Source organism: Citrobacter sp. MGH104 (genome assembly GCF_001034485.1).
Lineage (GTDB): Bacteria > Pseudomonadota > Gammaproteobacteria > Enterobacterales > Enterobacteriaceae > Citrobacter > Citrobacter freundii.
Genome location: NZ_KQ089818.1, coordinates 1,115,094 through 1,138,571, shown reverse-complemented (window position 1 = coordinate 1,138,571; position 23,478 = coordinate 1,115,094). Strand labels below are relative to the sequence as shown.

Annotated in this window: 15 protein-coding genes; 14 read left to right on the top strand and 1 reads right to left on the bottom strand. The window is 53.2% G+C overall.

Annotation, left to right across the window (positions count from 1 at the left end; genetic code table 11):
- Nucleotides 1–297: 297 nt before the first annotated feature.
- Nucleotides 298–1,149, bottom strand: a complete 852-nt coding sequence (gene sseA, locus SK34_RS05305; protein ID WP_048232544.1) for a 3-mercaptopyruvate sulfurtransferase — start codon at nucleotides 1,147–1,149, stop codon at nucleotides 298–300.
- A 206-nt stretch (nucleotides 1,150–1,355) separates the two neighbouring features.
- Between sseA and SK34_RS05300 the strand changes: the two genes are divergently transcribed.
- From SK34_RS05300 to sinH, 14 genes are all read left to right on the top strand, one after another.
- Complete coding sequence (locus SK34_RS05300; protein ID WP_048232541.1) at nucleotides 1,356–6,290, top strand: alpha-2-macroglobulin family protein; 4,935 nt, start codon at nucleotides 1,356–1,358, stop codon at nucleotides 6,288–6,290.
- Entirely contained in the window at nucleotides 6,291–8,603 is a 2,313-nt protein-coding gene (gene pbpC, locus SK34_RS05295) for a peptidoglycan glycosyltransferase PbpC (protein WP_003847105.1), read from the top strand.
- Between the two features lie 148 nt (nucleotides 8,604–8,751).
- Nucleotides 8,752–9,183: a nucleoside-diphosphate kinase gene (gene ndk / locus SK34_RS05290; protein WP_003037710.1), complete on the top strand. Its 432-nt coding sequence runs from the start codon at nucleotides 8,752–8,754 to the stop codon at nucleotides 9,181–9,183.
- 290 nt (nucleotides 9,184–9,473) lie between these two features.
- Nucleotides 9,474–10,640: a dual-specificity RNA methyltransferase RlmN gene (locus SK34_RS05285; RefSeq protein WP_003037713.1), complete on the top strand. Its 1,167-nt coding sequence runs from the start codon at nucleotides 9,474–9,476 to the stop codon at nucleotides 10,638–10,640.
- A gap of 284 nt (nucleotides 10,641–10,924) precedes the next feature.
- Entirely contained in the window at nucleotides 10,925–11,917 is a 993-nt protein-coding gene (gene rodZ / locus SK34_RS05280) for a cytoskeleton protein RodZ (RefSeq protein ID WP_048232539.1), read from the top strand.
- A 26-nt stretch (nucleotides 11,918–11,943) separates the two neighbouring features.
- Complete coding sequence (ispG, locus tag SK34_RS05275) at nucleotides 11,944–13,062, top strand: flavodoxin-dependent (E)-4-hydroxy-3-methylbut-2-enyl-diphosphate synthase (protein WP_003838451.1); 1,119 nt, start codon at nucleotides 11,944–11,946, stop codon at nucleotides 13,060–13,062.
- 110 nt (nucleotides 13,063–13,172) lie between these two features.
- Nucleotides 13,173–14,447 carry a histidine--tRNA ligase gene (gene hisS / locus SK34_RS05270; RefSeq protein WP_003835173.1) on the top strand — a complete coding sequence of 425 codons (1,275 nt, stop codon included), beginning with the start codon at nucleotides 13,173–13,175 and terminating at the stop codon, nucleotides 14,445–14,447.
- 13 nt (nucleotides 14,448–14,460) lie between these two features.
- On the top strand, nucleotides 14,461–15,081 hold the full coding sequence (locus SK34_RS05265) for a YfgM family protein (protein WP_003037727.1): 621 nt from the start codon (nucleotides 14,461–14,463) through the stop codon (nucleotides 15,079–15,081).
- Between the two features lie 10 nt (nucleotides 15,082–15,091).
- Complete coding sequence (gene bamB / locus SK34_RS05260; protein ID WP_003037730.1) at nucleotides 15,092–16,270, top strand: outer membrane protein assembly factor BamB; 1,179 nt, start codon at nucleotides 15,092–15,094, stop codon at nucleotides 16,268–16,270.
- 117 nt (nucleotides 16,271–16,387) lie between these two features.
- Nucleotides 16,388–17,860 carry a ribosome biogenesis GTPase Der gene (gene der / locus SK34_RS05255; protein WP_003037733.1) on the top strand — a complete coding sequence of 491 codons (1,473 nt, stop codon included), beginning with the start codon at nucleotides 16,388–16,390 and terminating at the stop codon, nucleotides 17,858–17,860.
- Nucleotides 17,861–18,160: 300 nt separating this feature from the next.
- Complete coding sequence (locus tag SK34_RS05250; protein WP_003037736.1) at nucleotides 18,161–19,702, top strand: peptide MFS transporter; 1,542 nt, start codon at nucleotides 18,161–18,163, stop codon at nucleotides 19,700–19,702.
- 63 nt (nucleotides 19,703–19,765) lie between these two features.
- Nucleotides 19,766–20,800 (top strand): Gfo/Idh/MocA family oxidoreductase, encoded by a 1,035-nt coding sequence (locus SK34_RS05245; protein WP_048232537.1) that lies wholly within the window; start codon nucleotides 19,766–19,768, stop codon nucleotides 20,798–20,800.
- A 53-nt stretch (nucleotides 20,801–20,853) separates the two neighbouring features.
- Entirely contained in the window at nucleotides 20,854–21,072 is a 219-nt protein-coding gene (locus SK34_RS05240) for a zinc ribbon domain-containing protein (protein WP_003838464.1), read from the top strand.
- 205 nt (nucleotides 21,073–21,277) lie between these two features.
- A complete protein-coding gene (gene sinH / locus SK34_RS05235; protein WP_048232535.1) occupies nucleotides 21,278–23,476 on the top strand; it encodes an intimin-like inverse autotransporter SinH in 2,199 nt (732 codons plus the stop codon).
- The last annotated feature ends 2 nt before the right edge of the window (nucleotides 23,477–23,478 follow it).

The window sequence follows — 23,478 nt, the reverse complement described above, 5'->3', positions numbered from 1 at the left end:
GATAGCAAGCACTGATGTACGCTTGCTTATACGGCCATGGGACATCCTTTCCTGAAACCAGTGCCCGCTTGCGAGGCGGCGAAAAGGGCCGGAAAAGATAATACCTCAAATAGTGAATAGTTTCGCAGCTAATTAACTTGACATTCACTCCCTTAAAAGGGACTATTTGCCCCCTGATGTACGCTTGCATTGCTATGGTGACATAGCCTGCTGGAAAGGCCGCGAACCGGACCAGCACAAAAAAACCGCTCATTTGAGCGGTTTTTTTGTGGACGAAAAAGATGAATAAATCAGATTTTATTTAGCCTCAGATGGTTCTACCGGTAAATCGTTGCGAGCACCCCACTCGCTCCATGCGCCGTCATACAATGCGACGTTAGAAACGCCCAGCGTGGCAAGTGCCAGCACCACCACGGCAGCCGTTACGCCGGAGCCGCAGCTGGCGATAATCGGGCGGTCAAAGCTCACGCCGTGGCTGAAGAAAATAGCATCCAGTTCGTCGGTAGTTTTCAGCTCGCCGTCACGAACCAATTCTGTCCACGGTACATTAAGCGCACCGGGCACATGACCACGCTTCAGGCCCGGGCGAGGTTCGTCAACTTCTGCGTTAAAACGCGCAGCCGGTCGCGCATCGACAATCTGTGCGGTTTTTTCATGACTGGCCAGCAGTACATCGGTAACACGCACAACAGCGCCAGGCGTATAGGCCACGTTAAATTCACCTTCAGGTAAATCCTCATCGCCTTCCTTGAGCATTAGATCATCGCGCTTCCAGCCTGCCAGACCGCCCGCCAGAATGGAGACATTTTCGACGCCAAATGTCCGCAGCATCCACCATGCGCGTGGCGCGGAAAACAGATTACCGTCATCGTAGATAACCAGATGCTTATCTTGATCAACGCCCAGTTCGCGCATCGCAACGGCAAAAGCTTCCGGGCGCGGCATCATATGCGGTAGCGGTGAGGTATGATCGGAAAGCGCTTCAATATCAAAAAAGACTGCGCCAGGAATATGGCCCGCACGATACTCCTCGCCAACGTCGCGATCTTCCTGTCCTGGAGGTGCCATTCGGGCATCAAGAATTTGTATTTCCGGGTCGTCAATGTGTTCGGCAAGCCAGTCGGCAGCGACAAAGAAGGCGGTGGTCATAGGCATCTCCATTTTTACCAGGTTTTGGCAAATTGTCGGATGTTTACCGTAAAGCGACAAGTAAAACAGGCTGATTTGTCAGGTGAATCCACATTAATCACTAAAATTAAGACAACGTTGTTCAGTTACTGACTTCCACCGCCGGAAATCTGACGCATAATAGTTGTTCTACGTAGCTAACGGGCCACTACGGCCAGGGATGAAAAATGAAACATTTACGCGTAGCGGCCTGCATGCTGATGCTGGCACTGGTCGGGTGCGATAATAATAACGAAAAATCACCGACGGCTGCGAAGCCTGATGCGCCTGCGCCACAGACAGCGCCAGCAAAAGATAAGGCTCAATTACAAAAACTGATGCAGCAAAGCCAGGGCAAGTCGCTGACGCTGCTGGATGCCTCAGAGGTCCAGCTCGACGGTGCGGCAACGCTCGTGTTGACCTTCTCCATTCCCCTCGATCCGGATCAAGATTTTTCCCGCGTCGTGCACGTTGTTGATAAAAAAAGCGGCAAAGTGGATGGTGCCTGGGAGCTGGCGCCAAATCTGAAAGAGCTACGCTTACGCCATCTGGAACCTAACCGGGAACTGGTCGTTACCATTGAGCGTGATTTGCTGGCGCTGAATAAAGCGACGTTCGCTATTGATTATGAAAAAAACATTACTACTCGCGACGTCCAGCCAAGCGTAGGGTTTGCCAGTCGCGGCTCGCTGCTGCCGGGAAAAGTGATTGAAGGGCTGCCGGTGATGGCCCTTAACGTTAATAGCGTAGATGTGAACTTCTTCCGCGTGAAGCCTGAGTCGCTCGGTGCGTTTGTCAGCCAGTGGGAATACCGCAATTCGTTGACTAACTGGGAATCTGACAATCTGCTGAAAATGGCGGAACTGGTGTATACCGGACGCTTTGACCTCAATCCTGCGCGCAACACCCGTGAGAAGCTGCTGTTGCCGCTGAGCGATATCAAGCCGTTGCAGCAAGCAGGTGTTTACATCGCGGTGATGAATCAGGCTGGACAATACAACTACAGTAATGCCGCTACGCTGTTCACGCTCAGCGATATTGGTGTGTCTGTACACCGTTACCATAATCAACTGGATGTCTTTACGCAGAGTCTGGAAAACGGCGCCGCGCAGCAGGGGATTGAGGTCACGTTACTCAATGAAAAAGGACAGACGTTGGCGCAGGCTACCAGCGACGCTCAGGGTCATGTCAAACTGGAGACTGATAAAGACGCGGCTTTATTGCTGGCCCGCAAAGACGGGCAAACCACGCTGCTGGATCTGAAGCTCCCGGCGTTGGATCTGGCTGAATTTGATATTGCCGGTGCGCCGGGATACAGCAAGCAGTTCTTTATGTTTGGCCCACGCGATCTCTATCGTCCTGGCGAAACGGTGATCCTCAACGGATTACTGCGTGACAGCGATGGCAAAACGTTGCCCGACCAGCCGGTGAAGCTGGAGGTCGTGAAGCCCGACGGACAAGTGTTACGTTCGGTAGTTAGCCAACCGGAAAACGGCTTGTACCGCTTTAGCTGGCCGCTGGACACCAACGCGCCAACCGGCATGTGGCATATTCGGGCTAATACCGGTGATAACCAGTCGCGGATGTGGGATTTCCACGTCGAAGACTTTATGCCGGAGCGAATGGCGCTCAATCTCTCCGCCAATAAGATCCCGGTGGCACCAACTGATGAAGTGAAGTTTTCGGTAGTGGGCTACTACCTGTACGGCGCGCCCGCTAACGGCAATGCTCTGCAAGGGCAGCTTTTCCTGCGCCCGCTGCGCGAAGCGGTGCAGGCATTGCCGGGGTTCCAGTTTGGTAATATTGCCGAAGAAAATCTTTCCCGCAGCCTCGATGAAGTTCAGCTCACGCTGGATGACCACGGACGCGGCGAAGTGACCACCAACAGCCAGTGGCAGGAGACGCATTCCCCGTTACAGGTGGTTTTGCAAGCCAGTCTGCTGGAGTCGGGGGGCCGCCCGGTGACGCGTCGGGTTGAGCAAGCCATCTGGCCTGCGGATAAGCTGCCGGGCATTCGTCCGCAGTTTGCAGCGAAAGCCGTCTATGACTACCGCACCGATACCACCGTGAATCAGCCTATCGTTGATGAAAACAGCAACGCCGCTTTCGACATTGTGTATGCCGATGCGCAAGGCGAGAAAAAAGCGGTGTCCGGTTTGCAGGTGCGTTTGATCCGCGAGCGACGAGATTATTACTGGAACTGGTCTGAAGGCGAGGGCTGGCAATCACAGTTCGATCAAAAGGATCTGGTTGAAGGTGAGCAGACTCTGGATCTTAAGGCCGATGAAACCGGTAAAGTCAGCTTCCCGGTTGAGTGGGGCGCCTATCGTCTGGAAGTGAAAGCTCCGAATGATGCGGTGAGCAGCGTACGCTTCTGGGCCGGTTATAGCTGGCAGGATAACAGCGACGGCAGTGGGGCTGTGCGTCCCGATCGCGTGACGCTGAAACTGGACAAACCCAGCTATCGTCCCGGTGATACCATGAAGCTGCACGTTGCCGCTCCCGCTGCTGGCAAAGGTTATGCGATGGTGGAATCCAGCGAAGGCCCGCTGTGGTGGCAAGAAATAGACGTACCGGCGGATGGTCTCGATATCTCCATCCCAATCGATAAAACCTGGAATCGCCACGATTTGTATCTTAGTGCGCTGGTGGTTCGTCCTGGCGACAAGTCCCGTTCGGCAACGCCAAAACGGGCGGTCGGTTTACTGCATTTGCCGTTAGGTGACGAAAACCGTCGTCTGGCGCTGGCGCTGGAAAACCCGGCGAAAATACGTCCAAACCAGCCGTTGACCGTCAAGATTAAAGCCAGCGTCAAAAATGGCGACGTACCAAAACAGGTTAACGTGCTGGTCTCTGCCGTTGATAGCGGGGTGCTAAACATTACCGATTACGCCACGCCGGATCCGTGGCAGGCGTTTTTCGGGCAAAAACGCTATGGCGCGGATATTTATGATATTTACGGCCAGGTGATCGAAGGGCAAGGACGCCTGGCGGCGCTGCGCTTTGGTGGTGATGGCGATGAATTAAAACGCGGCGGTAAGCCACCGGTTAATCACGTCAATATTGTGGCGCAACAGGCGCTGCCGGTCACGCTTAACGATCAGGGCGAAGGTACGGTGACGTTACCTATCGGTGATTTCAACGGCGAGCTGCGGGTAATGGCGCAGGCCTGGACGACGGATGACTTTGGCAGCAGCGAAAGCAAAGTGATTGTCGCCGCACCAGTAATTGCTGAGCTGAATATGCCGCGCTTTCTGGCGGGGGGAGATACGTCGCGCCTGACGCTGGACGTGACTAACCTGACTGACAAACCGCAAACGCTGAATATTAAGCTCGCGGCCAATGGTTTACTGGAGCTGATGGGGCAAGATCCCGCACCGGTAAATCTGGCGCCAGGCGTAAGGACTACGCTGTTTATTCCGGTGCGCGCGCGGGAAGGGTTTGGCGATGGCGAAATTCAGGCAGAAATTAGCGGTCTGACTTTACCGGGTGAAACGCTGCCTGTTCAGCATAAACAGTGGAAGATTGGCGTGCGTCCGGCGTTCCCGGCGCAAACCGTTAATAATGGTGTCGCACTTCAGCCGGGCGCGACCTGGCAGCTTCCGGGCGAAGAACTGACCAATTTCTCCCCTGTGACGATGCAAGGGCAACTGCTGTTCAGCGGTAAGCCGCCGCTAAACCTGGCGCGCTATATCCGCGAACTGAAAGCGTACCCTTACGGTTGTCTGGAGCAAACGGCGAGCGGGTTGTTCCCATCCTTATACACCAACGCAACGCAATTGAAGGCGTTAGGTATTGTGGGCGACAGCGATGAAAAACGTCGCGCGGCAGTTGATATTGGGATTTCCCGTTTAGTGCAGATGCAGCGTGATAACGGCGGTTTTGCGCTGTGGGATAAAAACGGGTCGGAAGAGTACTGGCTGACCGCGTATGTCATGGATTTCCTCGTCCGGGCAAATGAACAGGGCTACAGTGTCCCGGTAGAGGTGATTAACCGGGGCAACGAGCGGCTACTGCGCTATTTGCAGGATCCGGGCATGATGTCGATTCGCTATACCGACGACTCTTCAGCAAGCCGGTTTGCCGTACAAGCCTACGCCGCGTTGGTTCTGGCACATCAGCAAAAAGCTCCGCTCGGCGCATTGCGTGAGATCTGGGAGCGTCGTGCGCAAGCAGCCTCTGGTTTACCGCTGTTACAACTGGGGATCGCGCTGAAAAATATGGGCGATGCCAATCGCAGTGAACAGGCGTTGACGCTGGCCCTGAATACACCGCGCCGCGATACGCAACAGTGGATGGCGGATTACGGCAGTGCCTTACGGGATAACGCGTTGATGCTGGCCTTGCTCGAAGAGAACAAGATCAAACCTGACGTGCAGAATACGCTGCTGAACACGTTGTCAGAACAGGCCTTTGGACAGCGCTGGCTCTCGACTCAGGAAAATAATGCGTTGTTCCTTGCCGCGCGTACGTTACAGGATTTGCCTGGTACGTGGCAGGCGCAAACGTCACTCTCGGAACAACCATTAGCAGGGGATAAATCGCTAACCCGCAATCTGGATGCCGATGCGCTGTCTACGCTGAGCGTCACCAATACCGGTAATTTACCGCTGTGGTTGCGTCTGGATGTGAGTGGTTATCCACAAACCGCACCGACGCCTGCCAGCAACGTTCTGCATATTGAGCGGCAAATCCTGGGAATTGACGGAAATAGCAAATCGCTGGATTCGCTGCGTAGCGGCGAACTGGTGCTGGTCTGGCTGGAGGTAAAAGCCAGCCAGAACGTGCCGGATGCGCTGGTGGTCGATTTACTGCCAGCAGGACTGGAACTGGAAAACCAGAATCTGGCCAACGGCAGTGCCAGCCTGCAGGATAGCGGCAGCGAAGTGGCGAATCTGCTCAATCAGATGCAGCAGGCAGATATCCAGCACGTTGAGTTCCGTGACGATCGCTTTGTCGCCGCGGTGGCGGTCAACGAAGGACAACCGGTTACGCTGGTGTATCTGGCGCGGGCGGTAACGCCGGGGACCTACCGGGTTCCTGTCCCGCAGGTGGAATCAATGTATATTCCGCAGTGGCGCGCGACCGGTGCGACAGAGGGACTTTTGATTGTCAGACCGTAAATGATACGCGGGTTGGGTAAACGCGGCTGCTGGCTCTGGCTGGCAGCCGTTGCACTATTGTTTGTGGCGGCGGTTTGGGCGGCAGATAAAATCTGGCCGCTGCCGCTGCACGAAGTCGATCCGGCGCGGGTCGTGGTGGCGCATGATGGTACGCCGCTGTGGCGCTTTGCCGATGCGGATGGTATCTGGCGGTATCCGGTAACGATTGATGAGGTGTCGCCCCGCTACCTTGAGGCGTTAATTAACTACGAAGACCGCTGGTTCTGGAAGCATCCCGGCGTCAATCCGTTTTCAGTACTGCGCGCGGCATGGCAAGACCTCTCCTCTGGGCGTGTGGTTTCTGGCGGCAGTACGCTCACCATGCAGGTCGCACGATTACTCGATCCCCATCCGCGAACCTTTGGCGGCAAGTTTCGCCAGCTCTGGCGCGCATTGCAGCTGGAATGGCATCTCTCCAAACGCGACATCCTGACACTGTATCTCAACCGCGCGCCGTTTGGCGGTACGCTGCAGGGCGTGGGGGCGGCCAGCTGGGCTTATCTTGGTAAATCACCCGTGCAATTGAGTTACTCCGATGCCGCGCTGCTGGCTGTTTTGCCACAGGCACCGAGCCGTCTGCGTCCGGATCGCTGGCCGGACCGTGCTGAAGCGGCGCGTAATAAAGTGCTCGAACGTATGGCGACCCAGGGCATTTGGCCTGCCAGACAGGTGCAGGAGTCGCGTGAAGAACCGGTCTGGCTGGCGCCCCGGCAAATGCCGCAGTTAGCACCGTTATTCTCGCGCATGATGTTGGGAAAAAGCCGAAGCGATAAAATCGTGACTACCCTTGATGCCGGATTGCAGCGTCAACTGGAAGAGCTGGCGCAAAACTGGAAGGGGCGCTTACCTGCGCGCAGTTCGCTGGCGATGATCGTGGTCGATCACACCGATATGAGCGTGCGTGGCTGGGTGGGGTCGGTAGATATGAATGACGACTCTCGTTTTGGTCATGTGGATATGGTGAATGCAATCCGTTCGCCTGGCTCGGTGCTGAAGCCGTTTGTTTATGGCCTGGCGCTGGATGACGGACTCATCCATCCCGCTTCGTTATTGCAGGATGTCCCGCGGCGAACCGGGGACTATCGACCGGGGAATTTTGACAGTGGTTTTCATGGCCCGGTGAGCATGAGCGAAGCGCTGGTGCGCTCGCTGAATTTACCCGCCGTGCAGGTACTCGAAGCCTATGGCCCGAAGCGTTTTGCCGCATCGTTACGTAACGTCGGCTTACCGCTGTATCTGCCCGCAGGGGCTACGCCGAATCTGTCGCTGATTTTGGGCGGTGCGGGGGCAAGGTTGGAAGATATGGCCGCAGCGTACAGTGCCTTTGCCCGCCAGGGAAAAGCGGGAAAACTGCGTCTGCAGCCGGGTGACCCACTACTGGAACGTCCGTTGATGTCGGCGGGCGCGGCGTGGATTATTCGCCGCATTATGGCTGACGAAGCGCAACCGCTGCCGGATAACGCGCTGAGCAGAGTGGTCCCTCTGGCGTGGAAAACGGGTACCAGCTATGGCTATCGCGATGCCTGGGCGATTGGCGTTAATGCGCGTTATGTGATCGGTATCTGGACCGGCAGGCCCGACGGTACGCCAGTTGTGGGGCAGTTTGGTTTCGCCAGTGCCGTGCCGTTGCTCAATCAGGTCAACAATCTTTTGCTCTCTCGCGGGACAAATCAGCCGGAAGATCCACGCCCTGAATCCGTGAGTCGTGGTGTGGTGTGCTGGCCGGGCGGGCAATCTCTTGCCCCCGGTGACAGCAACTGCCGTCGCCGTCTGGCAACCTGGTTACTGGATGGCAGTCAGCCGCCAACGTTATTATTGCCCGAGCAGGAAGGGGTTAATGGCATTCGTTTTCCTGTCTGGCTGGATGATGAAGGCAAACGTGTGGCGGCGGATTGCCCGCAGGCGCACGAGCAAACGTTAATCGTTTGGCCGTTGCCGCTGGAGCCATGGCTACCGGAATCAGAACGTCGTGGGGCGAGATTACCGCCAGTTTCTGCCACATGTCCGCCGCTGGGACAAGACGCTTCGCAGCCGTTGCAGTTGACAGGCATTCGTGATGGCGCGATTGTGAAGCGTTTACCCGGTTCTGCTCAAGCCTCATTACCGGTGCAAACCAGCGGTGGGAGCGGTGAACGCTGGTGGTTTCTTAACGGTGAAAGGCTGGATGAACGCGGACGTCGTCTTACGTTACGGCTGGCGACTAAAGGGGATTATCAACTGCTGGTGATGGATGATGCAGGCCAGGTAGCGACGGTGAGATTTTCGATGCAGTAGACCAGTTAGTGACTGTTTGTTGCTAAAATTCATCTTATTTTAAAGAAATGTTACCTTCATCAATAGTCAATTGCCGGGATGCTCTTTATAATCCGCGCCAGGTCGTACATCTATATAGACAACAACAGAACACATTACAGAGGTTATCATGGCTATTGAACGTACTTTTTCCATCATCAAACCAAACGCGGTGGCAAAAAACGTTATTGGGAGCATCTTTGCGCGCTTTGAAGCAGCAGGGTTCAAAATCGTCGGGACTAAAATGCTGCACCTGACCGTTGAGCAGGCGCGTGGTTTCTATGCTGAGCACGATGGCAAACCGTTCTTTGACGGTCTGGTTGAATTCATGACCTCTGGTCCGATCGTTGTTTCTGTTCTGGAAAGCGAAAATGCCGTACAGCGTCATCGCGATCTGCTGGGCGCAACCAACCCAGCGAATGCGCTGGCCGGTACTCTGCGTGCAGACTATGCTGACAGCTTCACCGAGAACGGTACTCACGGTTCCGACTCCGTTGAGTCAGCGGCGCGCGAAATCGCCTATTTCTTTGGTGAAGGTGAGGTTTGCCCGCGCACTCGCTAATCTCCTGCGTCTTTCACGTCGCAGATGCGTTGGCTGCATTCGTTTACCCCGGTCACATAGTTTTCTATGCTCCCGGGGATGCTCGAACTTGCCGCCTTCCTGCGACGCGAAATCCTTTGGAGATGAATTAGCGATTTACATATTATTTTCGCTAATGCTTCGTGCAAACGTGGCATCCCTGCGCCAGACTTTGTACAATGCAACGCCCCGGAAGAGCAGATCGCTTGCCGGGGCGTTTCTTTTTAACCCTCCACGGGCCACAACGTGTAACAACGAGGCCGGAAAAAATTATGTCTGAACTAGTTAACACCTCTGAAGTCGTCATTCCTGCGGTTCCAAATAAAAATGGAAAAATTAACCTGCTGGATCTGAACCGTCAGCAAATGCGCGAATTCTTCAAAGAGATGGGCGAAAAACCGTTTCGTGCCGATCAGGTCATGAAGTGGATGTACCACTATTGCAGCGACAACTTTGATGACATGACTGACATCAATAAGGTGCTGCGTAACAAGCTGAAAGAAGTGGCTGAAATTCGCGCCCCGGAAGTGGTGGAAGAGCAGCGTTCTTCTGACGGTACGATCAAATGGGCTATCGCTGTTGGCGATCAGCGCGTTGAAACGGTGTATATCCCGGAAGACGATCGTGCGACCCTGTGTGTTTCTTCACAGGTCGGTTGCGCATTAGAGTGTAAATTCTGCTCTACGGCGCAACAGGGCTTTAACCGTAACCTGCGGGTATCGGAGATCATTGGCCAGGTCTGGCGCGCGGCGAAAATCGTCGGCGCGGTCAAAGCAACGGGCGTGCGTCCTATCACCAACGTGGTGATGATGGGGATGGGTGAGCCGCTGCTCAACCTGACCAACGTAGTGCCGGCGATGGAAATCATGCTGGATGACTTCGGTTTTGGGTTGTCCAAGCGTCGCGTCACGCTCTCCACCTCGGGCGTTGTCCCTGCGCTGGATAAGCTGGGTGATATGATTGACGTCGCGCTGGCGATTTCTCTGCATGCGCCGAACGATGAAATTCGTGACGAAATTGTACCGATCAACAAAAAGTACAATATCGAAACATTCCTTGGCGCGGTTCGTCGTTATCTGGAGAAATCCAACGCTAACCAAGGCCGTGTGACCATTGAGTATGTGATGTTAGATCACATCAATGATGGCACTGAACACGCGCATCAGCTGGCAGAACTGCTGAAAGATACGCCGTGTAAGATCAACCTGATCCCGTGGAACCCGTTCCCGGGCGCGCCGTATGGCCGTAGTTCTAACAGCCGTATCGATCGTTTCTCCAAAGTGTTGATGAGCTATGGTTTCACCACCATTGTGCGTAAAACACGTGGCGATGACATCGATGCAGCCTGTGGTCAGTTGGCGGGCGACGTTATCGACCGTACCAAGCGTACTTTGCGTAAGCGTATGCAGGGCGACGCTATCGACATTAAGACCGTTTGATGTTGGCGCACTACGGTATAATTCTTGTACCGTAGTGCAACGTAAGCCATATGAGGTTTTTTGTTGTCGTCGTCAGGTCAATAATAACGGTGCGTTTTTGTCGACTTTAAGGCAGTATGTAACGGCGTAACAAGTGTTTAGCCCTCAGGTTTACGCCGTTTTGTCATTGATAGTCTGACCGTTTTATACTGTCTGACGAAGGTTAACTGACCAGATGTTTCGCGGTGTGGGTGAGCATTGTGGCTCGCCGGCATCAGAACCCAAATATTACGCAGCTGTAGCGAATGAATACTGAAGCCACGCACGACAAAAATGAAACACTATCCACCGGCATTCGTCTGCGCAATGCCCGTGAACAACTCGGATTCAGCCAGCAGGCAGTCGCGGAGCGACTTTGCCTGAAGGTCTCCACGGTACGCGATATTGAAGAAGATAAGGCGCCAGCCGATCTTGCTTCAACATTCCTGCGCGGGTATATCCGTTCTTATGCGCGTCTGGTGCATATTCCTGAAGAAGAACTGTTGCCAGGGCTGGAAAAACAGGCTCCGATTCGTCCTGCCAAAGTCGCACCGATGCAGAGCTTCTCGCTCGGTAAGCGTCGTAAGAAACGCGACGGCTGGTTAATGACCTTTACCTGGCTGGTACTGTTTGTCGTTGTCGGACTGACTGGCGCCTGGTGGTGGCAGAACCATAAAGCGCAGCAGGAAGAGATCACCACCATGGCCGATCAATCCTCCGCTGAGTTGAATGCCGGTAAAGAGGGTGCGCAGAATGTACCGCTAGATACCAACGCTGCAGCAAGCCCGGATACCACGTCGGCTGTTGAAAATGGCGCGGTAACGGATTCAGCGCCAGCGCAACAAGATACCGCAGCGGCTCAGGCCCCGGCTGCTGATGCGCAACAAAACGCCGTCGTTGCCCCTTCTCAGGCTAACGTCGATACTGCAACCACAGCGCCAGCTACCGCGGCACCGCTGCCGACCGATCAGGCAGGTGTGACTACACCTGCAGCCGATCCTAACGCGCTGGTGATGAACTTTACCGCCGATTGCTGGCTGGAAGTCACCGATGCGACCGGTAAAAAACTGTTCAGCGGGATGCAGCGTAAAGATGGCAATCTGAATTTGACCGGTCAGGCACCGTACAAACTGAAGATTGGTGCTCCGGCGGCAGTGCAGATTCAGTTCCAGGGTAAACCTGTCGATCTGAGTCGTTTTATCAGAACTAACCAGGTTGCGCGTCTGACCGTTAATGCCGAACAATCACCGGCTCAGTAACAGACGGCAATGCGGGAGATTTTTTAATGCATAACCAGGCTCCAATTCAACGTAGAAAATCGACACGCATTTACGTTGGGAACGTGCCGATCGGCGATGGTGCGCCCATCGCCGTACAGTCTATGACTAATACGCGTACCACGGACGTGGAAGCGACGGTTAATCAGATTAAAGCGCTGGAACGCGTAGGCGCAGACATTGTTCGTGTCTCTGTACCGACAATGGATGCCGCAGAAGCGTTCAGGCTTATCAAACAGCAGGTTAACGTCCCGCTGGTTGCCGATATACACTTCGACTATCGTATCGCACTGAAGGTGGCGGAATACGGCGTTGATTGCCTGCGTATTAACCCAGGTAATATCGGCAGTGAAGAGCGTATTCGCATGGTGGTGGATTGCGCTCGTGATAAAAATATTCCTATCCGTATCGGCGTCAACGCCGGATCGCTGGAAAAAGATCTGCAGGAAAAATACGGTGAACCGACGCCTCAGGCGCTGCTGGAATCCGCGATGCGCCACGTGGATCACCTCGATCGTCTGAACTTCGATCAATTCAAAGTTAGTGTTAAAGCGTCTGACGTTTTCCTCGCCGTAGAATCCTATCGCCTGCTGGCGAAACAGATCGATCAACCGTTGCATCTGGGGATCACCGAAGCTGGTGGCCTGCGTAGTGGTTCGGTGAAGTCCGCGATCGGCCTTGGCCTGCTGTTATCTGAAGGGATCGGCGATACGCTGCGTGTTTCTCTGGCGGCCGATCCGGTGGAAGAGATCAAAGTTGGTTTCGATATCCTGAAATCGCTGCGCATTCGCGCGCGCGGGATCAACTTCATCGCTTGCCCAACCTGTTCGCGTCAGGAGTTTGACGTTATCGGTACGGTTAACGCGCTGGAGCAACGCCTGGAGGATATCATTACGCCAATGGACGTTTCGATCATCGGCTGCGTAGTAAACGGCCCTGGTGAAGCGCTGGTTTCTACGCTGGGCGTGACGGGCGGTAACAAGAAAAGCGGCCTGTATGAAGACGGCGTGCGTAAGGACAGACTCGATAACGACGACATGATTACGCAGCTTGAAGCCCGCATTCGTGCCAAAGCAAGTATTCTGGACGAAGCGCGTCGTATCGACGTGCAGCAGCTTGAAAAATAACAACGTGATGGGAAGCGGCATGCTTCCCGTGTATGATTGAACCCGCATGGCGCCCGCATTGTTCGGGTTAGCGCTGAGGGTTCATTTTTATATTCATAAAGAGAATAAACGTGGCAAAAAACATTCAAGCCATTCGCGGCATGAACGATTATCTGCCTGGCGAAACCGCCATCTGGCAGCGCATTGAAGGCACTCTTAAAAACGTGCTCGGCAGCTACGGTTACAGTGAAATCCGCTTGCCGATTGTAGAGCAGACCCCGTTATTCAAACGCGCGATCGGTGAAGTCACCGACGTGGTTGAAAAAGAGATGTATACCTTTGAGGACCGTAATGGCGACAGCCTGACGTTGCGTCCTGAAGGGACTGCGGGCTGCGTACGCGCCGGCATCGAACATGGTCTCCTGTACAATCAGGAACAGCGTCTGTGGTATATCGGGCCGATGTTCCGCCACGAACGTCCGCAGAAAGGACGCTATCGTCAATTCCATCAGCTGGGTGTCGAAGTGTTTGGCCTGCAAGGCCCGGACATCGATGCAGAACTGATTATGCTGACCGCTCGCTGGTGGCGCGCGCTGGGTATTTCTCAGCATGTCAGCCTGGAGCTGAACTCGATCGGTTCGCTTGAAGCCCGCGCTAACTACCGTGATGCGCTGGTTGCCTACCTGGAACTGCACAAAGAGAAACTGGACGAAGACTGCAAGCGCCGTATGTACACCAACCCGCTGCGCGTTCTCGACTCCAAAAACCCGGAAGTACAGGCGCTGCTCAACGACGCGCCTGCACTGGGCGACTATCTTGACGACGACTCGCGCGAGCACTTCGCGGGTTTGTGCAAACTGCTGGAGTCCGCAGGCATTGCCTACACCGTCAATCAGCGTCTGGTTCGTGGTCTTGATTACTACAACCGCACCGTATTTGAGTGGGTCACCAGCAGCCTGGGCTCTCAGGGTACCGTGTGTGCCGGTGGTCGTTACGACGGTCTGGTAGAGCAACTTGGCGGTCGTGCAACGCCTGCCGTGGGCTTTGCTATGGGTCTGGAACGACTTGTTTTGTTAGTTCAGGCAGTTAATCCGGAATTTAACGCAGATCCTGTTGTCGATATATACCTGGTCGCTTCAGGGGCGGACACGCAGTCGGCAGCAATGACGCTTGCAGAACGTCTGCGCGATGAAGTTCCTGGTGTGAAACTGATGACAAACCACGGTGGCGGCAACTTTAAGAAACAGTTTGCCCGTGCCGATAAGTGGGGCGCCCGCGTTGCACTGGTACTGGGCGAGTCCGAAGTGGCTGACGGTACTGTTGTAGTGAAGGATTTGCGCTCTGGTGAGCAAACGGCAGTAGCGCAGGATAGCGTTGCCGCGCATTTGCGCACTTTACTGGGCTAAGGAGAAGGACAGCGTGGAAATTTACGAGAACGAACACGACCAGGTTGATGCGGTAAAACGCTTCTTTGCTGAAAACGGCAAGGCGCTGGCTGTTGGGATCATTTTAGGGGTTGGCGCGCTGGTTGGTTGGCGTTACTGGACCAGCCATCAGACGGAGTCCGCACGCTCTGCTTCTCTGGCGTATCAAAATACGGTGACTGCGGTTAGCGCGGGTAAACCGGACAGCATTCCTGCCGCTGAGAAATTTGCTGCAGAGAATAAAAATACCTATGGCGCGCTGGCTTCACTGGAACTGGCGCAGCAGTTTGTTGACCAAAATGAACTTGAGAAAGCCGCAAGCCAGCTGCAACAAGGCTTGGCTGCGACCAGCGATGAAAATCTCAAAGCAGTGATAAACCTGCGTCTGGCTCGTGTTCAGGTTCAGCTTAAACAGGCTGATACCGCGCTGAAAACACTCGAAACCATTAAAGGTGAAGGGTGGGCGGCCATTGTTGCCGATCTGCGTGGTGAAGCGTTGCTGAGTAAAGGCGACAAACAAGGTGCGCGTAGCGCATGGGAAGCGGGTGTGAAAAGCGATGCCTCTCCTGCTCTGAGCGAAATGATGCAGATGAAAATCAATAATTTGTCCATCTGAGAGGGACCCGATGCAATTGCGTAAATTACTTCTGCCAGGGCTGCTTTCCGTTACCCTATTGAGCGGCTGTTCACTGTTTAGTGGCGAAGAAGATGTCGTTAAGATGTCCCCATTACCGGTGGTTGAAAACCAGTTTACTCCGTCTACGGAATGGAGCACCTCTGTAGGAAACGGTATTGGTGATTTCTATTCCAATCTTCATCCTGCGCTGGCGGATAACGTTGTCTATGCTGCCTCTCGCGCTGGTGTAGTTAAAGCGTTGAACGCAGGCGACGGCAAAGAAGTTTGGTCTGTGAATCTGGGTGAGAAAGATGGCTGGTTCTCCCGTGCATCTGCACAGCTTTCTGGCGGTGTAACCGTGTCCGGCGGTCATGTTTATATCGGCAGTGAAAAAGCACAGGTTTATGCGCTGAACACCAGTGACGGTACTACCGCATGGCAGACGAAAGTCGCTGGTGAAGCGCTGTCTCGTCCTGTTGTGAGCGATGGCGTGGTATTGATCCACACCAGCAACGGTCAGTTGCAGGCCTTAAACGAAGCCGACGGTGCCATCAAATGGACCGTTAACCTCGACATGCCTTCTCTGTCTCTGCGTGGTGAATCCGCTCCGGCAACCGCCTTTGGCGCAGCTATTGTTGGCGGTGATAACGGTCGCGTAAGCGCCGTGCTGATGCAGCAGGGCCAGATGATTTGGCAGCAGCGTATCTCTCAGGCGACAGGCCCAACGGAAATCGATCGTCTGAGCGACGTTGATACCACGCCGGTTATCGTCAATGGCGTTGTTTACGCGCTGGCTTATAATGGTAACCTGACGGCGTTGGATCTGCGCAGTGGTCAGATCATGTGGAAACGCGAACTGGGCTCGGTGAATGATTTCATCGTCGACGGTAACCGTATCTACCTGGTTGACCAGAACGATCGCGTGCTGGCACTGACCACCGATGGCGGCGTGACGCTGTGGACGCAAAGCGATCTGCTGCACCGTCTGCTGACGTCCCCGGTATTGTATAACGGCAATCTGGTCGTCGGTGATAGCGAAGGCTACCTGCACTGGATTAACGTTGACGATGGCCGTTTTGTTGCCCAGCAGAAAGTTGACAGCTCAGGTTTCCTGACCGAGCCGGTCTCTGCTGATGGTAAACTGCTGATCCAGGCGAAAGACGGTACGCTGTACTCTATTACGCGTTAATCGTCGCGGCCGCTCGCTTTGAAAAACGGCTCCTGGTGCAGGGGCCGTTTTACTGTTTTTAACAACGGAGCAAAAATGTGCCCGTTGTCTGATGATTTTTTAAATGAGGCTTTAAACATGGTACCTGTGGTCGCGCTTGTCGGGCGCCCTAACGTTGGCAAATCCACGTTATTTAACCGTCTAACTCGCACCCGAGATGCGCTGGTTGCGGATTTCCCGGGTCTGACTCGTGACCGTAAGTACGGTCGTGCGGAAATTGAAGGCCGCGAGTTTATCTGTATTGATACCGGCGGTATTGATGGCACCGAAGACGGTGTTGAAACCCGTATGGCGGAACAGTCGCTGTTGGCTATCGAAGAAGCGGACGTTGTGCTGTTCATGGTGGACGCGCGTGCTGGCCTGATGCCAGCGGATGCAGCTATTGCGAAACATCTGCGCTCGCGCCAGAAACCGACGTTCCTGGTAGCCAACAAAACTGACGGACTCGATCCTGACCAGGCGGTTGTTGATTTCTACTCTCTGGGTCTGGGTGAAATTTATCCGATCGCAGCGTCCCATGGTCGTGGCGTTCTCAGCCTGCTGGAGCATGTTCTGCTGCCGTGGATGGATGACGTTGCTCCGCAGGAAGAAGTCGACGAAGACGCGGAATACTGGGCGCAGCTGGAAGCCAAAGAAAATGGCGAAGAAGAGCCTGAAGATGATTTCAATCCGCAGGATTTGCCGATCAAACTGGCGATCGTGGGTCGCCCGAACGTAGGTAAGTCCACACTTACTAACCGTATTCTTGGCGAAGATCGTGTGGTGGTTTACGACATGCCGGGGACCACGCGTGACAGTATTTATATTCCGATGCAGCGCGATGAGCGCGAATATGTGCTTATCGATACCGCGGGCGTGCGTAAGCGCGGCAAAATTACCGAAGCGGTAGAAAAATTCTCAGTTATCAAAACGCTGCAGGCGATTGAAGATGCCAACGTGGTGATGCTGGTGATTGACGCGCGCGAAGGGATTTCCGATCAGGACCTGTCGCTGCTGGGCTTTATCCTCAACAGTGGGCGCTCACTTGTTATCGTTGTGAACAAGTGGGATGGTCTGACGCAGGAAGTAAAAGAGCAGGTCAAAGAGACGCTGGACTTCCGTCTGGGCTTTATTGATTTTGCACGCGTACACTTTATCTCTGCGCTGCACGGCAGCGGTGTGGGTAATCTGTTTGAATCGGTCCGTGAAGCGTATGACAGCTCCACCCGTCGCGTGAGCACCGCGATGCTGACGCGCATCATGACCATGGCAGTAGAAGATCATCAGCCGCCACTGGTGCGTGGTCGTCGTGTGAAGCTGAAATACGCCCACGCGGGCGGTTATAACCCGCCAATCGTGGTGATTCACGGCAACCAGGTCAAAGACCTGCCGGATTCCTACAAGCGTTATCTGATGAACTATTTCCGCAAATCTCTGGACGTAATGGGGACGCCGATCCGTATTCAGTTCAAAGAAGGGGAAAACCCGTTTGCAAACAAACGCAATACGCTGACTCCGACTCAGATGCGTAAACGTAAGCGTTTGATTAAACACATTAAAAAAAGCAAGTAATCGTTGCTGATGCAGATGAAAACCCGCGCTTGTCGCGGGTTTTTTTTCGTTATTCCAACGTCAACCTCAGCCCGCGCAATGTCAATCACTATTCGTTTTTTACCAAGTTTAAATCTAAGAAAGTAGACAATTGTCGAGTTTTCATCTTAAAGTCCCCCGGTTGGTACTAGACAAAACTACTGCCAGGTTATCAAATGGTTAAATAAATCTTCGCCGCATGTAAAAAATCGACCAGCTACGTAACTGGTCGGCGTACATCGCGGTGTTTACACGCACGACGACATAACTTTCGGGAGAATTATGCAATCCTCTGTTAATCAAAAAGAAAGCCGAACTTTCTTCGGTCACCCTTATCCGCTCGGCTCATTGTTCTTTACTGAGATGTGGGAGCGTTTTTCGTTTTATGGCATTCGTCCGTTACTGATCCTGTTTATGGCGGCTACCGTTTATGACGGCGGCATGGGACTGGCACGTGAAAATGCCTCGGCGATTGTCGGTATCTTTGCCGGTACCATGTATCTTGCTGCGCTGCCAGGTGGCTGGCTGGCGGATAACTGGCTTGGTCAACAAAAAGCGGTATGGTATGGCTCCATCCTGATAGCACTTGGTCACCTGTCGATTGCACTCTCGGCCATCATGGGTGACAACCTGTTTTTTATTGGCCTGATGTTCATTGTGCTCGGTTCTGGCCTGTTCAAAACCTGTATCTCGGTGATGGTGGGTACGCTGTATAAAAAAGGCGATGCGCGCCGTGACGGCGGTTTCTCGCTGTTCTACATGGGTATCAACCTGGGTTCCTTCATCGCGCCATTGATCTCCGGCTGGCTGATTAAAACTCACGGCTGGCACTGGGGTTTTGGTATCGGTGGTATCGGAATGTTGGTGGCATTGCTCATCTTCCGTATCTTTGCCGTTCCGGCGATGAAACGCTACGATAGCGAAGTGGGCCTGGACTCGACCTGGAACAGCCCGGTTGTGAAACGTAATGGTGTGGGCGCGTGGCTGCTGGCGCTGGCAGTTGGTGTAGCAATTGTTGTTACCCTGATTGCGCAGGGAGTGATTGTGATTAACCCGGTCGCGGTTGCCAGCATGCTGGTGTACGTGATTGCCGCGTCAGTTGCGCTTTACTTTATCTATCTGTTCGTCTTTGCGGGGCTGAACCGTAAAGAACGCGCCAGGCTGCTGGTTTGCTTTATCCTGCTGGTTTCCGCTGCGTTCTTCTGGTCTGCCTTTGAGCAGAAACCTACCTCGTTCAACCTGTTCGCCAACGACTACACTAACCGTATGATCGGCGATTTTGAAATCCCGGCAGTATGGTTCCAGTCGATTAACGCTTTGTTCATCATTCTGCTGGCCCCGGTATTCAGCTGGGCGTGGCCAAAACTGGCGAGCATGAATATTCGCCCAAGCAGTATCACCAAGTTTGTCATCGGCATTCTCTGCGCAGCGGCGGGCTTTGGCGTGATGATGCTGGCGGCGCAAGACGTGCTGGCAAATGGCGGCGCGGGTGTTTCTCCATTCTGGCTGGTAGGCAGTATCCTGATGCTTACGCTCGGCGAGCTGTGTCTGAGCCCAATTGGTCTGGCGACCATGACGCTGTTGGCACCGGAAAGAATGCGTGGACAGATGATGGGTCTGTGGTTCTGCGCCAGTGCGCTGGGTAACCTGGCCGCGGGTCTGATTGGTGGTCATGTGAAGGCCGACCAGCTTGATATGCTGCCAGATCTCTTCGCGCGCTGCTCGATTGCGCTGCTTATCTGCGCCGCGGTACTGATCGTTCTCATTGTTCCGATTCGTCGCATGCTGGAGAATACACAGACTAAACCGGCAACTAGCGCCTGATAGCACCTCGATGATGCCGGGGCAGACGTTATGCCCCGGTAATTCAACTTTTGAGGTGAGAACATGCTGTTAGGGTTTGTTGGGCTGGGCGCAGTCGTTGAAACGGCATACTTGCCCGCATTACGTAGCCTCTTCGGTGATTCATTACGCTGTGTGGGGTTTGATGTTCAACCCACAAAACAGCCAGCAGGCGTGACGCGTTGTACGTCGCTCGAAGAGCTGCTTACTCAGCCTCTTGATACCCTGTTCATCACGACCGCATCCTTGCATCACCTTGAGGTGCTTGAACAGGCCCTGGCCTCCCCCATCGCACGTATCGTGGTTGAAAAACCTATTGTCGCCACGCTCTCCCAAATTGAAAAACTGAAAATGCTGCTGGCTCAACCAGGAGCCGCCGATCGTGTACTGGCACTCGACCACTGGATGGCGCGCATCGAAACGGTGAAACGAGGGTTGGTCAGCACTTTTGCCGAGATTGTGAAAATCGAAGGTTTTTTGCAGGAGCCAAGTGGATTTAACGCTGCAGGGGAGCCGATAGCGCTTAACTTTGCCACCGGTGAACCGGACACGCGTGAGCTTCGCCACCCGGATGGCGTGATTCTGGATATCGGTACGCACGTGTTAGCAATGCTGCGGGAAACGGTACGGTATCTGGGAGGGAATAATGAGATGGTGCTGCGGTTAGTGAGTGCTAAAGACCGTCTGGGACGTGATATCCCCCAGAGTGACCTGACCACGGCAGAAGGCGAGGCGCATCTTCAGGGGCAGATTAGCGGCATTCCACTGGATATCCGGCTCAACAAATATGCGGGGCCAGCTGGTGGGCAAAAAGGTCTGCGGCTTTATCTGCGTGACGGACGTATTATCAGCCATGACCGACGCGGTACAGAAGATGTACTGGAAGTGATTGACGGCAAGGTGGTACAACGCTGGAGCATTACTGGTACGATTTACGCCCATTGTCTCGCTGAGCAAATTCTGGGAGCGCAAAGTTTGTTTGAACGTTGTCCGCAGGAGGTGAGCCAAACGACACTGCGCAGGCTGGAAGAAGTGGAGTGCCTGTTAACATTGCAGCAGCAGTTACGTGGGCCACATTAAGCGCATGGTGTTAATATAAAAGCAGCAATACATTTTCTGTATAAGGACACGATATGTCGATTACCTGCCCGGATTGTCATGCAGAGCTGGAGCCGCAAAATGGTGTGGCGCACTGCGAGCATTGTCACAAAGATATTCAACTGGAAGCGCGTTGTCCGGAATGCCATCTGCCACTGCAAGTATTAAAAGCCTGCGGAGCGGTGGATTATTTCTGTCAGAACGGCCATGGCCTTATTTCGAAGAAACGCGTGGAATATAATGTCATAATATAAATTATATTATGAATAATTTTTGCTGATTAATATTTATTATGAATGCTAATCAGCTTTAATCATTATTATTACAAATATTTTATCTTGCTTTGATAATCTGGCTGATTTTTTAGGATTATATTTAGGTTATAAAGGCATTCATTAGCGTGAATCATAAATATAATGTTCCTGCTGTACAGCAACTTTGTTAATACAGGAACATGTTATGGCCCGAAGGGCGCGCTTTGTTATCTTGCTTGTTCTATTCGTTTCTGGCGCAGTTATTGCCGGGGACAATATTGTTGCGCCTGCAGCAATCAATAACATAAGTGAGTCTACGTTGCCCGATCTCGGCAGTGAGTCGGTACTAAAAGAACAGCATAATAACGAAGATCAATCCATTAAAGAGAAAGGTGTCGACTATTTTATTAACTCTGCGACACAAGGCTTTGAAAACCTGACGCCTGACGCGTTGAAATCACAGGCGCAAAGCTATTTGCAAAATCAAATTACCTCCTCCACGCAATCGTATATAGAAGGGTTAATGTCACCGTACGGAAAAGTACGGACCAGTTTATCTGTTGGCGAAGGGGGCGATCTTGATGGTAGCTCTCTCGACTATTTTGTTCCCTTATACGACAACCAATATACATTGATTTTTACCCAAATCTCCGCGCAGCGTAAAGAGGACCGGACCATTGGAAATATCGGTTTTGGCTTGCGTCAAAATGTGGGGGATTGGTTACTCGGCGGCAACGCTTTTTATGACTACGATTTTAGCCGTGGGCACCGTCGCTTAGGTTTGGGCACTGAGGCATGGACAGATTATCTGAAGCTCTCTGGCAACTATTACCATCCACTTTCTGACTGGAAAGAGTCTGAGGATTTCGAGTTTTATGAAGAGCGCCCCGCCCGGGGATGGGATATTCGGGCTGAAAGCTGGCTGTCATTTTATCCACAGATCGGTGGGAAATTAGTCTACGAGCAGTACTATGGCGATGAAGTGGCATTATTTGGTACCGACAATTTACAAAAAAATCCCCATGCGGTAACCGTTGGTCTCAATTACATGCCTGTGCCGATGGTCACGTTGGGTGCAGATTACAAAGCCGGCACTGGAGATAATGCCGACCTTAGCATCAACGCAACCGTCACTTATCAGTTAGGTACGCCCCTGGCGGCTCAGCTTGATCCGGAAAACGTAAAAATTCAGCGCTCTTTAATGGGCAGTCGTACCGATTTTGTCGAGCGTAATAATTTTATCGTTCTTGAATACCGTGAAAAAGATCCCCTTGATGTTGCGTTATGGCTCAAAGCCGATGCGACCAATGTCCATCCTGAATGCGTAATTGAAGACACGCCTGAGTCTGCGGTGGGACTGGAGAAATGTAAGTGGACGATCAATGCGCTTGTCTCTCATCACTACAAAATCATCTCCGCCTCCTGGCAGGCAAAAAATATTGCCAATCGCACATTAGTGATGCCAGTAGTAAAAGCTGATGCCCTCACTGAAGGGAATAATAATCGCTGGAATCTGGTCCTCCCTGCGTGGGTCAATGCGGATACAGAAGCACAGCGTACAGAGTTAAATACCTGGAAAGTGCGCATGACCCTGGAAGATGAAAAGGGGAATAAGCAAAACTCGGGTGCTGTGGAAATTACCGTCCAGCAGGATCGTAAAATCGAATTGATTGTCGATAACGTCGCTGACGCCGATCGTACCGATCATAGCCATGAGGCCAGCGCTTTGGCGGATGGCGTCGATGGTGTTGTGATGGACCTGGTGCTGACTGATTCATTTGGGGATACGACCGATCGTAACGGTAAAGTGCTGGTGGATGAGGCTATGGCACCTGAACTCTATGACAGCAATGACAAAAAGGTGTCGCTTTCCTCCACAGCTTGTACCGCCGAATTGCCCTGCGTCTTCATTGCCAGCCGTGACAAAAAGGCGGGAACCGTCACGCTCTCCAGTACGCTTCCTGGTACGTTTCGCTGGAAAGCGAAGGAAGACGCCTACGGCGACAGTAACTATGTTGACGTGACGTTTACCGGTGATGCGCTTGATGCGTTGAATGCGCTCATTTATCAAATGAAAACATCTTCTCCCGTTAATTTGAGCGGCAAACAAGATAGGCATCCTGTCGTTAATAATACCTATCGATTTGTACTGTGGCGTGATGCCAATAAAGACGGCTTTTTCCAGATGTCAGAACAACTGGCAGAAGATGAAATGGCGCTTTATGACTATCAATGGGAATTTACCGGGCAAAGCGTGACGGGAAATACCGGAGCACAAGCCAATACCCGCAATGAAGATCTGGTGTTGCCAGCAACAAATAGAGAGGCTGCGCAAAAATTCGCTGCTCATGAGCAGGATGGTATTCAGGGCTATGGCATACGCGTGGTGTATAGCCAGAAATAGTG

What these genes read in the sequence shown, in the direction of transcription:
- sseA (WP_048232544.1), bottom strand. Translation starts at nt 1,149, where the DNA reads ATGACCACCGCCTTCTTTGTCGCTGCCGACTGGCTTGCCGAACACATT.
- SK34_RS05300 (WP_048232541.1), top strand. Translation starts at nt 1,356, where the DNA reads ATGAAACATTTACGCGTAGCGGCCTGCATGCTGATGCTGGCACTGGTC.
- pbpC (WP_003847105.1), top strand. Translation starts at nt 6,291, where the DNA reads ATGATACGCGGGTTGGGTAAACGCGGCTGCTGGCTCTGGCTGGCAGCC.
- ndk (WP_003037710.1), top strand. Translation starts at nt 8,752, where the DNA reads ATGGCTATTGAACGTACTTTTTCCATCATCAAACCAAACGCGGTGGCA.
- SK34_RS05285 (WP_003037713.1), top strand. Translation starts at nt 9,474, where the DNA reads ATGTCTGAACTAGTTAACACCTCTGAAGTCGTCATTCCTGCGGTTCCA.
- rodZ (WP_048232539.1), top strand. Translation starts at nt 10,925, where the DNA reads ATGAATACTGAAGCCACGCACGACAAAAATGAAACACTATCCACCGGC.
- ispG (WP_003838451.1), top strand. Translation starts at nt 11,944, where the DNA reads ATGCATAACCAGGCTCCAATTCAACGTAGAAAATCGACACGCATTTAC.
- bamB (WP_003037730.1), top strand. Translation starts at nt 15,092, where the DNA reads ATGCAATTGCGTAAATTACTTCTGCCAGGGCTGCTTTCCGTTACCCTA.
- der (WP_003037733.1), top strand. Translation starts at nt 16,388, where the DNA reads ATGGTACCTGTGGTCGCGCTTGTCGGGCGCCCTAACGTTGGCAAATCC.
- SK34_RS05250 (WP_003037736.1), top strand. Translation starts at nt 18,161, where the DNA reads ATGCAATCCTCTGTTAATCAAAAAGAAAGCCGAACTTTCTTCGGTCAC.
- SK34_RS05245 (WP_048232537.1), top strand. Translation starts at nt 19,766, where the DNA reads ATGCTGTTAGGGTTTGTTGGGCTGGGCGCAGTCGTTGAAACGGCATAC.
- SK34_RS05240 (WP_003838464.1), top strand. Translation starts at nt 20,854, where the DNA reads ATGTCGATTACCTGCCCGGATTGTCATGCAGAGCTGGAGCCGCAAAAT.
- sinH (WP_048232535.1), top strand. Translation starts at nt 21,278, where the DNA reads ATGGCCCGAAGGGCGCGCTTTGTTATCTTGCTTGTTCTATTCGTTTCT.